Consider the following 12,300-nt stretch of genomic DNA (forward strand, 5'->3'; position numbering starts at 1 on the left):
CTCACCGCTCAAACCTAACGATCCGCTTTCAGCAACGTGAAGGTTCCTTTAGTAACGGGCTGAATTTCCCTTCACTTTCATTCATTTGGCGCAAGGCGCGGGGCGCTGCAAGCTTGAGGCCTACTCCATTGTTTCGAGGCACGCCTGCGATGAACCTTAAACCGCTGTTGCTGATTCCCTCCCTGGGCCTGGTGCTCTTGCTGTCGGCCTGTGCCGGGCCGGTGCCCAAGCAAGACCCGGGCGAGGCGTGGATCGGTCTTAAAGAAGAGGGCAACAGTGACCTGATGGCCGAACGCGTGGATGGCAAAAACATCAACGATGGCCGCTACTTCGAAGTCACTCCCGGTGCCCACCGCCTTGACGTGACCTTGTTTGAAGGGGCCACGGGCGATGAAAACCAGGTGGATTGCCAGGGTAAGGTCAACTACACCGGATTCAAGGCCGGCGAGCGCTACCAACTGATCGAGTCGAGCCTGGGGCCTGAGATCAGCGCAAGGCTGGTGGATGGCCACGGCAAGGAAGTGGCGCACACGGCGGACTTCACCTGTATGCCGGGGTGAGATTGCCCCTGTAGCCGCTGCCGAAGGAACGAGGCTGCGTTCGGCGACGCAGTCGTCGTAAAGCCTGAACCTCGGTCTTTCAGTCAAATCACGGGTGAAGGTTTTACGAGCGCTTCGTCGCGGTGGCGCACCATCTCGAACGTAGCCTCGTTCCTTCGGCAACTGCTACAGGAATGTGGGCATCAACTGAACGACTTGACGATCTTGCCCAATGTTTCCATGGCCTTTTCGCAAGAAGCATCCCACGGGCTGCCATAGTTCAGGCGGATGCAGTTGCGAAAGCGCTGGGTGGCCGAGAAGATCGGCCCCGGTGCAATGCTGATCCCTTGCGCCAACGCCATCTGGAACAGTTTGAGCGAGTCCATCTGCTCGGGCAGCTCCAGCCACAGAAAGTAACCGCCCGACGGCTGGCTGACCCGTGTCTGCGCCGGAAAATACCGGGCAATGGCCGCCAGCATCGCGCTTTGCTGTTCTTCCAGGGCATAGCGCAACTTGCGCAGGTGCCGGTCGTAGCCGCCGTGTTGCAGGTAATCGGCAATGGCGGCCTGGGCCGGCATGGAGGCGCACAGCGAGGTCATCAGTTTCAGCCGTTCGATTTTCTGCGCGTAACGGCCCGCCGCCACCCAGCCAATGCGATAGCCCGGTGCCAGGCTTTTGGCAAACGAGCCGCAATGCATCACCAGCCCTTCGGTATCAAAGGCCTTGGCCGGCTTGGGCGGGTGCTGGCCGTAATACAGTTCGGCGTATACATCGTCCTCTATCAGCGGCACCTGATGCGTGCGCAGCAGCTCGACCAGCGCTTGTTTCTTGGCCTCGGGCATGGTCGCGCCAATCGGGTTCTGGAAGCTGGTCATGCACCACACGGCCTTGATCGGGTGGCGCTCCAGGGTTTGTGCCAGCACCCCGAGGTCGATGCCATCACGGGGGTGCACCGGGATTTCCACGGCCTTGAGCTTGAGCCGCTCCAGTACTTGCAGGCAGGCGTAGAACGCCGGGGCTTCGATGGCCACCAGGTCGCCGGGCTCGGTGACGGCCTGCAGGCACAGGTTGAGGGCCTCCAGCGCGCCATTGGTGATCAGCAGCTCTTCCATCGGCAGCATCAGCCCGCCGACCATGTAGCGCAGGGCTATTTGCCGGCGCAGTTGCGGGTTGCCGGGGGACATGTCGGTGACCACCATGCGCGGGTCCATCTCGCGGCTGGCGGTGGCCATCGAACGGGCCAGGCGCTGCAGAGGAAACAGCATCGGGCTGGGGAAGGCCGAGCCGAAGGGCACGGTGTGCGGGTCCTTGATGGAGTCCAGCACCGAAAACACCAGGGCGCTGACATCCACCTGGGTGGATTCGGTGACATGGCTGCTGAACACCGGTTCACAGAAGGCGCCGGGGGTGTGGGTGTTGACGAAATAGCCCGAGCGCGGCTTGGCCCGGATCAGCCCGCGGCGCTCCAGCAGGTAATAGGCCTGGAACACCGTCGAGGGGCTGACCCCATAGGTCTGGCTGGCATAGCGCACCGAAGGCACGCGCTGCCCGGGGCCGAGCACCCCGGAGCGGATCAGTTCGGCAATATCGTCGGCGAATTTTTCATAGCGTTTCATGGGGTAAGGCTCGGTCCGGCGTTGGGTTGCACGCAGTACAAATGTGTGGGAGCGGGCTTGCTCGCGATAGCCTCACCGCTATTGGTCTGACACACCGCAGCGATCCTGTCGCGAGCAAGCCCGCTCCCACACACAACATATTTGCAGATTAACGGTTCAGCGGTGCAACGAAACGGCTTTTGGCCACGCTGCGGATGTTCGGTTCATCGGTGTCGGTGACCACAAATTCGAGGGTCTGCGAGCTGCTTTTCGGGCGCTCGGCCAGCAATGCGACAGACACCGGCACATCGACAATCTCGCCGGGGGCCAGGGTCAGCTCGGTCTTGCCCTGCAACTGGAAGTCCTCGGCGTCCTGCAACGACACCCGATAGTGCTGCGGTTCCTGGGTCTTGTTGATGATTTTCAGGCTGTAGATGTTCTCGATCTGGCCCTGACTGTTCTCGCGGAACAGGCCACGGTCCTTGATCACGTCCAGGGACACCATGGTACGCATGTTCAGGGCCATCACCAGCGCGCCGATCATCACCACCAGCACCACGGCGTAGCCGATCAGGCGCGGGCGCAGCAGGTGGGTCTTGCCGCCTTGCAGTTCGTGCTCGGAGGTGTAGCGCACCAGGCCCGGGGCGTAACCCATTTTTTCCATCACCGAGTCGCAGGCATCGATGCAGGCTGCGCAGCCAATGCATTCCATTTGCAGGCCATCGCGGATATCGATGCCGGTGGGGCAGACCTGCACGCACATATGGCAATCGATGCAATCCCCCAGCCCGGCCTGCTTGGGCTCCACCCCGCGCTTGCGCGGGCCACGGTTTTCACCGCGGGCCACGTCATAGGAAATGGCCAGGGTGTCCTTGTCGAACATCACGCTCTGGAACCGTGCATACGGGCACATGTGCATGCACACCGCCTCGCGCAGCCAGCCGGCGCTGAGATAGGTGGCACCGGTGAAAAACAGCATCCAGAACAGGCTGATACCGGCGATTTCCAGGGTCAGCAATTCAATGGCCAACGGCCGTACCGGCGTGAAGTAGCCGACGAAGGTCAGCGCGGTAATCACGCTGATGGCCAGCCACAGCGAGTGCTTGGCCGTACGGCGCAAGATCTTGTTCAGGCGCCAGGGTGCGGCTTGCAGTTTTATGCGCTGGTTTCTGTCACCTTCGGTGATCTTTTCGCACCACATAAACAGCCAAGTCCAGGTGCTTTGCGGGCAGGTGTAGCCACACCACACCCGGCCGGCAAATACCGTGATCGCAAACAGGCCGAAGGCGGCAATGATTAGCAGTGCCGAGAGCAGGATAAAGTCCTGCGGCCAGAAGGTTGCGCCGAAGATATGGAATTTGCTTTCAGATAAATCCCAAAGGACCGCCTGGCGGCCGTCCCAATTCAGCCAGACCGTGCCAAAGAACAGCAAAAACAACAGGCCTGCGCCCAGGATCCGCAGGGTGCGGAACAGGCCGGTGAAACTGCGGGTGTGAATCAGGTTGTCGCTGGACTTGTTTTTGATTTTTGCGGCCCTTGGTCGGGGAGCCTCAAATGATTCAAGTATCTGGACGGGAATTTGTTCGCTCATGGTCTTTCGCTCATCAGCCTCCATCAGGCATGAGCACTATGCCCAGCGAACTGTTTGCAGAACAGGCTCAGGTATTTGATTTAAAACCGGATCAGATGCGCTCTGGCGACGGCCTGCGACAATCTGCTGCATCCGGGGCTGTGCCCCGGTTTTACAGGCTTTGCGCGCCTTTAACGCAGTTCTGTGGAACAGAGGGTGATCGGGGTCAAGCAAATCAGCGAATCACCCTCTGTCGTGGCCAGCCAGCTTCACACCTTTCGCGGCACTTGCTCACAAGGCGGGTCACCGATGGGCTGCGGGTCAGGCTCTTGCTCTGGCGGCGCCGGGGGAACGGGTGGCAAGGCTGGCTTGTCGATATTGGGGTCGGGGGTTTCAGGGGCAATGGGGATGCTCATCACGATGACCTCATGGTGGCGGGATGTGAGGGCTGTCGGGTGGTTGACCCGCCGTGGGCAGGTTTGATTCCGCTGATGTGACCGACGGCGCAAAACGCTGTGGGTGCCGCAATCTTTGCATGTGTTTTGCATAAACCAAGGGCAATTAGCCCTCACGGGGAGCCCCACAACAGCTAGTCTTGGTGGGTACTGTGGATTGTAGGACATAGGCCAAGTCGATGACTGAAAAGTATGCACATGCATACACAACCTTTACCGGACGGAGAGCAGCATGAGTTCGAGCATGGATACTGGTAAAGGTAAAGACTCGCTGTTACCCGCCCCTACGGATATCGACGCACTGACCAAGGCCGAGCACCCCGATCCGTTTGCGGTGCTGGGGGCACATGCCGATGGCGGCGGCGGGCAGTTTATCCGGGCTTATTTGCCCGGCGCGACAAATGTCAATGTACTGGCCAGGGATACCGGTGAGGTGCTGGGCCGTCTTGATGATGCAAACGTGCCCGGCCTGTTTGTCGGGCATTTCACACAGGCGCGGCCGTACTTGCTGCAGGTTGATTGGGGCAATGCGGTGCAGACCAGCGAAGATCCCTACAGCTTTGGCCCGCTGCTGGGTGAGATGGATCTGTATCTGTTTGCCGAAGGCAATCACCGCGATTTAAGTAGCTGCTTCGGGGCGCAATTGATGCATGTCGATGGCGTACCGGGGGTGCGCTTTGCCGTGTGGGCGCCGAATGCGCGGCGCGTCTCGGTGGTGGGTGATTTCAACGGCTGGGACGGCCGTCGCCACCCCATGCGCCTGCGCCATGCCAACGGCGTATGGGAGCTATTTGTGCCGCGCCTGCAAGCGGGCGAGGCCTACAAGTATGAAATCCTCGGCGCCAACGGCATCTTGCCGCTCAAGGCCGACCCCGTGGCCCTGGCCACGCAGTTGCCGCCGGATACCGCGTCCAGGGTTGCCGCGCCCCTGGCCATTGACTGGCAGGACGGCGAGTGGATGCAAGCCCGTGAGCAGCGCCAGCGCCATGATGCGCCGCTGTCGATCTATGAGTTGCATGCAGGCTCATGGCAATGTGAGGTCGATGATGTCGGTGATATCGCCCGCCAGTACACCTGGCCGGAGCTGGCCGAGCGCCTGATCCCTTATGTGCAGCAACTGGGCTTCACCCATATCGAGCTGATGCCGATCATGGAGCACCCGTTCGGTGGTTCCTGGGGTTATCAGCCCCTGTCGCAATTTGCGCCGACGGCCCGTTATGGCTCGCCAGATGATTTTGCCGCGTTCGTCAATGCCTGTCACATGGCCGGTATCGGCGTGATTCTGGACTGGGTGCCGGCGCATTTCCCCAACGATACCCACGGGCTGGCGCAGTTTGATGGCACGGCGCTGTACGAATACGCCAACCCGCTTGAAGGCTTTCATCAGGACTGGAATACCCTGATTTACAACCTGGGCCGCACTGAGGTGCATGGCTTTATGCTGGCTTCGGCGCTGCACTGGCTCAAGCATTTCCATATCGACGGGCTGCGCGTGGATGCGGTGGCCTCGATGCTGTACCGCGATTATTCGCGCAAGGCCGGGGAATGGGTGCCCAACCGTCATGGCGGGCGGGAAAACCTCGAAGCCATCGAGTTTTTGCGCCATCTCAACGATGTGGTTGCCTGCGAAGTGCCGGGCGCACTGGTGATTGCCGAAGAGTCCACGGCCTGGCCCGGCGTCAGCCAGAGCACCGATCAGGGCGGGCTGGGGTTTTCCTACAAATGGAACATGGGCTGGATGCACGATTCGCTGCACTACATCCAGCAAGACCCGGTGTACCGCGCCCACCATCACAACGAGCTGAGCTTTGGCTTGGTCTATGCCTGGACCGAGCGCTTTATCCTGCCGATTTCCCATGATGAAGTGGTGCATGGCAAGCACTCGCTGATCGACAAGATGCCCGGAGATCGCTGGCAGAAATTCGCCAACCTGCGTGCCTATTTGAGCTTTATGTGGGCGCATCCGGGCAAGAAATTGCTGTTTATGGGCTGCGAATTCGGCCAGTGGCGCGAATGGAACCATGATCAGCAGCTGGACTGGTATTTGCTGCAATACCCCGAGCACCGGGGCGTGCAGAAACTGGTGGGTGACTTGAACCGGTTGTACCGCGAGCAGCCTGCGCTGTATGAGCAGGATGATGTACCGCAGGGCTTCCAATGGTTGATTGGCGATGATGCGGCCAACAGCGTTTATGCCTGGCTGCGCTGGAGCAAGGATGGCCAGCCCTTGCTGGTGGTCACCAACTTTACCCCGGTACCGCGTGAGGGGTATCGCATTGGCGTGCCGTTTGCTGGCACCTGGCAGGAGGTGATCAACAGTGACTCGGCCATCTATGCCGGTTCTGACTATGGCAACGGCGGTGGGGTGGTGACCCAGCAGGTTACCAGCCACGGCCAGGATGTATCGCTGGCCTTGAACCTGCCGCCGCTGGGGGTGTTGATATTGCGGCCAGTGACAGGGTAAAGCCAAAGCCCCTCTCCCTAAGCCTCTCCCGAAGGGAGAGGGGACTGGCCGCACGCGGACTCAAGAACACCACCCATCAGCTCCCTCTCCCTCGGGAGAGGGTGAGGGCATGGCGGGCTTCCCCTGTATTACAAATGCACCTCAACCGCCAACGGCAAATGATCCGATAAATGGCTCCACGGTTTGTCGCCGAGGATCTTGGGGTCATGGCTGCTGGCATTGCGCAGGTAGATGCGGTCCAGGCGCAACACCGGCCAGCGGGCCGGGTAGGTTTTCGCCACCTTGCCATGATGGCGCTCAAACACTTCATGCAGGTCGTCGCGCTGGCGCAGGGCGGCATTGCCTTGCTGCTTCCAGTCGTTGAAATCACCGGCAATGATCACCGGCTCATGGGGCGGCAAGGATTTGAGCAACTGGTTAAGCAACACAATCTGTAGCTGACGATGGCTTTCCAGCAGGCTCAAGTGCACGCAAATGGCATGTACATTGTCATGCCCGGGCACGTCCAGCACGCAGTGCAGCAGGCCGCGCCGTTCAGGCCCGGTGATCGACACATCGAGATTGCGCGAGGCCTTGATCGGGAACTTGGACAGCAAGGCATTGCCGTGATGACCATCGGGGTAAACGGCATTCTGCCCGTAGGCAAAGTCGCTCCACATGCTGTCCGCGAGGAATTCATATTGTGAGGTGGCAGGCCAGTCTTCGTAGCGCGAGGCGTGTTTACCGTGCTCGCCAAGCACCTCCTGCAAAAACACCAGATCGGCACCGGTACTGCGCACCGCTTCGCGCAGCTCGGGCAGGATGAAGCGGCGGTTAAAGGCGGTAAAGCCCTTGTGCGTATTGACCGTCAGTACCTTGATTTGATGCACGGCAGGCGCTGTTGCCGGGGTGGCAGATAAAAGTGGGTTGCCGACAGCATATTCAGTGGGCATGGTCACTCCTCTGTCAGGGGCAGTTTCAAAGCGGCAAGCTCAAACAACAGCTTGCCGCTTTTTATGGGGGTGCACTTGATGTTTATCAATACTTCTACGACACCTCGGTGTGTTGCAGCTCGAACAACACCAGCGAGCGCCCGGTAACCTCGTAGGGCTTGTTGAAGGGCAGGTGCTGCGGGCCCTTGATGCTCGGGTCGGTGGTGTCGAGCCTGCATGACCAACTGATGCCGTGGGGCACTTTGGGCAGGGTGAAACTGACCGGGTCGTGGTTGGCATTGACCACGATCAGCAACGTGGCGTCAGCACCGGCGCGCTGCACTCCGGACACTTGCGCGCGGCCATCGAGCAGCATGCCCATGCAGCGGGCCTGGGCGTCTTCCCACTGCTCGGTGGTCATCTCGTTGCCGTCGGGGGCCAGCCAGGTCACGTCCTTGAACTCGGGCGTGTCGACAGAGTGACCGACCAGGAACAGGCCACGCCGCAGGATCGGGTACTGCAGGCGCAACTTGATCAGACGTTTGACAAAGGCCTGCAGGGATTTGCCGGCCTTGTCCAGTTCCCAGTTGATCCAGCCGATTTCGCTGTCCTGGCAATAGGCGTTGTTATTGCCGTGCTGGGTGCGGGCGAACTCGTCGCCCGCCACCAGCATCGGTGTGCCCTGGGCCAGGAACAGGGTGGCCATGAAATTGCGCATCTGGCGCTGGCGCAAGGCGTTGATTTCGGGATCGTCAGTAGGGCCTTCGACGCCGTGGTTCCAGGAAATATTGTTGTTGCTGCCGTCCTGGTTGTTTTCCTCGTTGGCTTCGTTGTGCTTGTCGTTGTAGGACACCAGGTCGTGCAGGGTGAAGCCGTCATGGGCGGTAATGAAGTTGACCGAGCTATAGGGCCTGCGGCCTCGCTGGTTGAACAGGTCGGCCGAGCCGGTCATGCGCCCGGCAAATTCAGCCAGCTTGCCTTCGTCGCCCTTCCAGAAGGCGCGCACGGTGTCGCGAAAGCGGTCGTTCCACTCTGCCCAGCCGGGCGGGAAACCGCCGACTTGATAGCCGCCGGGGCCACAGTCCCAGGGTTCGGCGATCATTTTTACCTGGCGCAGCAGGGGGTCCTGGCGGCAGGCCACCAGAAAGCTGTGACGCTCGTTGAAGCCGTCGTGGTAACGCCCGAGGATGGTCGCCAGGTCGAAGCGGAAACCGTCGACGTGCATTTCGCGCGCCCAGTAGCGCAGCGAGTCGGTGACCATCTGCAAGACGCACGGGTGGCTCAGGTCGAGGGTGTTGCCGGTGCCGGAGTCGTTGATGTAATAGCGTTTGTCATCGGGCATCAGGCGGTAGTACGAGGCGTTGTCGATGCCGCGCATGGACAGGGTGGGACCTTGCTCGTTGCCTTCGGCGGTGTGGTTGTAAACCACATCCAGAATCACCTCCAGCCCGGCCTTGTGCAGGTGCGCCACCGTTTCCTTGAACTCGGCAATCTTGCCGCTGGCCAGGTAGCGCGGGTCCGGGGCGAAAAAGGCGATGCTGTTGTAGCCCCAATAGTTGGTCATGCCTTTTTGCAGCAGGTGCTGGTCGTTGACGAAGGCATGCACCGGCAGCAGTTCGACACTGGTCACGCCAAGGTCGGTGATGTGCTCGACCACCTCGTCCACCATCAAACCGGCAAAGGTGCCGCGCAGCGCATCCGGCACGGCCGGGTGGCGCATGCTGATACCGCGCACATGGGCTTCATAGAAGATGGTGCGCTCCCACGGCACGCTCAGTCGGCGGTCATGGCCCCAGGTGTGCGCCGGGTCGACGACCTTGCACTTGGGCACGAAGGGCGCGCTGTCCCGTTCATCGAAACTCAGGTCGGCATCGGGGTGGCCGATGGTGTAGCCAAACAAGGCTTCGGACCATTTCAGCTCACCCACCAGTTGCTTGGCATAGGGGTCGATCAGCAATTTGTGGTGGTTGAAGCGGTGGCCGTTTTCCGGCTCGTAGGGGCCGTAGACGCGGTAACCGTAGACCTGCCCCGGGTGGGCATCGGGCAAATAACCATGAAAGGTTTCGTCGGTGTACTCGGGCAGTTCGATCCGTTCCAGTTCGACTTCACCCGCCGCGTCGAACAGGCACAGTTCGACTTTGCTGGCGTTGGCCGAGAACAGGGCGAAATTGACGCCCAGGCCATCCCAGGTGGCACCGAGGGGGAAGGGCAGCCCTTCGCGGATGCGCAAGGGGTCGCCAGTGGGCGGTGCTGACGTGTGTTTACTCATGACCTGCTCCTGCACAACCGGAATTTAAGACGTAGATGGCCCGTGGGAGCTGGCTTGCCTGCGATCAAGACACCTCGGCACATCAGGTTGGCCGGGTTGATCCAATCGCGGGCAAGCCCGCTCCCACAGGGGGTGGCGGCTACTCAAGACGAGGCAGGCTTGCGCGGTGCCCGGGGTTTTTTCTCGCCAGCAGGTTTTGCTGCGGCCTTGGCCTTGGTGGCCTTTGCCGGCGCCTTGGAGGGGGCCAGGGCTTGCGCCTGGGCCAGTTTGTGAGCCATTTCCCAGTGGCGGGCCTCCTGGCCCTGCGGACGGCCCTCGGATTCCCAGATCTGATAGGCAAATTCACGAATGTGTTTGTCGTCATTACTCATGGTAAAGCTCCTTGCTCTTGGGTGAGTTAGCGGTCTCGTTCGTGGGCTTGCAGGCGGGCGCAAGCCAGTAACTCGAAGCGTTGCGTGGCATCGATGGCGTCCAGCAACAGGCTGCAATCGCCCGGCAGCCTTCGGCACCAGTTGGGGTGGCCACTGACGGTGCCAGGCACATTGGCTTGTTCCTCAAGCCCCAGGGCATCCTCGATCGGCAGCAGCACCAGGGGCGCACGGGTGTGCCCCAGAAAACGGATGCTGGCGTCCAGTGTCGGGGCGTTGCCCTGGACTTCTTCCTGAAAATTCTGCGGGTCCAGGCGCAGGGCCCGATCCAGCCCTTCACATTCTCGCTGGCGCTCCTCGCGCCAGCGTTGCGCGGCAATCGGGTCGATCAGGTTGAGGCGTTCGTTCCAGTCGATATCACGCGCGCGCAGCCAGCCGGTGAGTGTTGGCAGGTCGTGGGTGCTGGTGGTGGCCAGGGCATCATCCGGCCAGTCCAGAATGGGTTTGAAGCGGGCACCGTAGTCCTGCTCGAACAGCAGTACGCGAATGCCCAGGATCGCCCGTTCGCTGAGCTTTTCCCGCAGGCCTTCCGGCACCGTACCGAGGTCTTCACCGAGGACGATGGCCTGATGGCGCACGGACTCCAGGCAGACCAGACGCAGCAAGTCATCGATGGGGTAATACAGGTACGCGCCTTGGTCGGGCGATGCCCCCAGGGGGATCACCCACAAGCGCTGCAAGCCCAGCACATGGTCGATGCGCAGGCCACCGGCGTGGGCAAAGTTGGCGCGCAGCATTTCAATAAACGCGCGAAAACCGCTGCGTTTGAGGCCTTCAGGCGAGAACGCAGAAATGCCCCAGCCCTGGCCTGCGCGGTTGAGGGCATCGGGTGGCGCACCAACGGTCAGTTGCGCGAGTAATTCGTCCTGACGGCACCAGGCCTGGCTGCCAGCGCCATCGGCACCCACCGCCAGATCGGCAATCAGGCCGATGGCCATGCCACTGGCGCGGGCCGTGGCCTGGGCGCGCTCCAGGCAACTGGTGATCAACCATTGGCAAAAAGCGTAATAGGCGATGGTCTGGCGATGCTCCTCGGCAAACTGCAGTAGCGCCGGGCTGTCCGGGTTGCGCCATTGTTCGGGCCAGTCGCGCCAGTCGAGGCTGTGTTGCTCTGCCACGCAGAGTTCCTGCAGGGCTTCAAAGCGGCAGTGATTTTCCAGGGCTTCGCCACCCCGTTGGCGAAAATGCTGGAAGTCAGCGTCAAGCGGATGCGCTTGGCGGATGAAGTCCTGGTAGAGCTGGCGCAGCAGGGTCTGCCTGGCCCGGGTGGCCGCGGGCCAATCGATCAGCGGCAGCTGTTCCAGGCGCTGCAACTCGTCTTGCAAGCCTGTGGCCTCGATGGCCCTGTGCAGCGCCTCCTCGCCGAGGATACTGGCCGGTGCGGCATACAGGCTGTTGAGGAACAGGCGGCTGGACGGAGAGTACGGGCTGTAGTGCTTGGGCGCGCTGCTGAACATGGCGTGTACAGGGCTGATGGCCAAAGCATCGGCCCCCCGTTCTGCCACCCCTTGCAGCAGGGTTTCCAGGGCCCGGGTGTCGCCAAAGCCGCCATCGCCATGACGGCGCAGCGAATACAGTTGCACGCTCAGCCCCCAGGCCCGCGGTGCCGATTGATGCAGGGCGTCGGCAATGCTGAAGCACCTGGCCGGGGCCACGGCCAGGGTGAATTGCTGATCGTCCAGATGCACCCGGTGATAACCGATGGGGATCATGCCCGGCAGCATGGCGTCGGCATCCAGCTGGATTGGCAGTGATTCACCGTTCTCCAGGTGAACGACGCACTGGCGATGGGGGTGGAAATAGCGTGACAGGTCCAGCGCCTTGCCGACATCAGCCGTCAGCAGGGGCGGCAGACGTTTGTTCTGTTGTTCCAGCTGCAGGTTGAGCAGGCTGGTTTCGATGGCCTCGGCACTGTCGGCAGGCAAACCCAGCCCCGCCAGAATGGCTTCCAGTACCTGGGGCGTGACGCGTTGCGGCTGGCCGTTGGCATCAATCCAGTCAACGGCCAGCCCGGCTCGGCCGGCGAGTACTTCTAGTTGCGCTTCACTCATTGGCGGTTCCCTTGCTGG

General features: G+C 61.3%; 9 protein-coding genes. 2 read left to right on the forward strand and 7 right to left on the reverse strand.

Going from position 1 to position 12,300, the window contains the following annotated elements:
- The first annotated feature begins 149 nt into the window (after positions 1-149).
- Entirely contained in the window at positions 150-560 is a 411-nt protein-coding gene (locus tag BLU25_RS00710; protein ID WP_016780434.1) for a PA0061/PA0062 family lipoprotein, read from the forward strand.
- 182 nt (positions 561-742) lie between these two features.
- Here BLU25_RS00710 and mapR read toward each other — a convergent pair whose 3' ends face one another.
- From mapR to BLU25_RS23520, 3 genes are all read right to left on the reverse strand, one after another.
- Positions 743-2,155, reverse strand: a complete 1,413-nt coding sequence (gene mapR, locus BLU25_RS00715; protein ID WP_016780435.1) for a GntR family transcriptional regulator MpaR — start codon at positions 2,153-2,155, stop codon at positions 743-745.
- A 148-nt stretch (positions 2,156-2,303) separates the two neighbouring features.
- A complete protein-coding gene (gene ccoG / locus BLU25_RS00720) occupies positions 2,304-3,725 on the reverse strand; it encodes a cytochrome c oxidase accessory protein CcoG (RefSeq protein WP_016780436.1) in 1,422 nt (473 codons plus the stop codon).
- A gap of 248 nt (positions 3,726-3,973) precedes the next feature.
- A complete protein-coding gene (locus tag BLU25_RS23520; RefSeq protein ID WP_016780437.1) occupies positions 3,974-4,120 on the reverse strand; it encodes a hypothetical protein in 147 nt (48 codons plus the stop codon).
- A 283-nt stretch (positions 4,121-4,403) separates the two neighbouring features.
- Between BLU25_RS23520 and glgB the strand changes: the two genes are divergently transcribed.
- Positions 4,404-6,623, forward strand: coding sequence for a 1,4-alpha-glucan branching protein GlgB (glgB, locus tag BLU25_RS00725; RefSeq protein WP_016780438.1), 2,220 nt, complete (start codon positions 4,404-4,406; stop codon positions 6,621-6,623).
- A gap of 128 nt (positions 6,624-6,751) precedes the next feature.
- Here the strand turns inward: glgB and BLU25_RS00730 are convergent, their stop codons facing one another.
- The 4 genes from BLU25_RS00730 to malQ all read right to left on the reverse strand — a co-directional run bounded on the left by BLU25_RS00730 (position 6,752) and on the right by malQ (position 12,282).
- Positions 6,752-7,555 (reverse strand): endonuclease/exonuclease/phosphatase family protein, encoded by an 804-nt coding sequence (locus BLU25_RS00730; RefSeq protein ID WP_016780439.1) that lies wholly within the window; start codon positions 7,553-7,555, stop codon positions 6,752-6,754.
- Positions 7,556-7,649: 94 nt separating this feature from the next.
- Positions 7,650-9,803, reverse strand: coding sequence for a glycogen debranching protein GlgX (gene glgX / locus BLU25_RS00735; RefSeq protein WP_016780440.1), 2,154 nt, complete (start codon positions 9,801-9,803; stop codon positions 7,650-7,652).
- A 143-nt stretch (positions 9,804-9,946) separates the two neighbouring features.
- The gene (locus BLU25_RS00740; protein ID WP_016780441.1) at positions 9,947-10,174 is read right to left on the reverse strand and encodes a DUF2934 domain-containing protein; all 228 of its coding nucleotides are present in this window, start codon (positions 10,172-10,174) and stop codon (positions 9,947-9,949) included.
- A 26-nt stretch (positions 10,175-10,200) separates the two neighbouring features.
- Positions 10,201-12,282: a 4-alpha-glucanotransferase gene (gene malQ / locus BLU25_RS00745; RefSeq protein ID WP_016780442.1), complete on the reverse strand. Its 2,082-nt coding sequence runs from the start codon at positions 12,280-12,282 to the stop codon at positions 10,201-10,203.
- Positions 12,283-12,300 lie beyond the last annotated feature (18 nt).

Source organism: Pseudomonas fragi, from assembly GCF_900105835.1.
GTDB lineage: Bacteria > Pseudomonadota > Gammaproteobacteria > Pseudomonadales > Pseudomonadaceae > Aquipseudomonas > Aquipseudomonas fragi.

Bases quoted from the DNA above. Each gene is read 5' to 3' on its own strand.
- mapR (WP_016780435.1), bottom strand. From the start codon at position 2,155: ATGAAACGCTATGAAAAATTCGCCGACGATATTGCCGAACTGATCCGC.
- BLU25_RS00730 (WP_016780439.1), bottom strand. From the start codon at position 7,555: ATGCCCACTGAATATGCTGTCGGCAACCCACTTTTATCTGCCACCCCG.
- BLU25_RS23520 (WP_016780437.1), bottom strand. From the start codon at position 4,120: ATGAGCATCCCCATTGCCCCTGAAACCCCCGACCCCAATATCGACAAG.
- ccoG (WP_016780436.1), bottom strand. From the start codon at position 3,725: ATGAGCGAACAAATTCCCGTCCAGATACTTGAATCATTTGAGGCTCCC.
- BLU25_RS00740 (WP_016780441.1), bottom strand. From the start codon at position 10,174: ATGAGTAATGACGACAAACACATTCGTGAATTTGCCTATCAGATCTGG.
- glgX (WP_016780440.1), bottom strand. From the start codon at position 9,803: ATGAGTAAACACACGTCAGCACCGCCCACTGGCGACCCCTTGCGCATC.
- malQ (WP_016780442.1), bottom strand. From the start codon at position 12,282: ATGAGTGAAGCGCAACTAGAAGTACTCGCCGGCCGAGCCGGGCTGGCC.
- glgB (WP_016780438.1), top strand. From the start codon at position 4,404: ATGGATACTGGTAAAGGTAAAGACTCGCTGTTACCCGCCCCTACGGAT.
- BLU25_RS00710 (WP_016780434.1), top strand. From the start codon at position 150: ATGAACCTTAAACCGCTGTTGCTGATTCCCTCCCTGGGCCTGGTGCTC.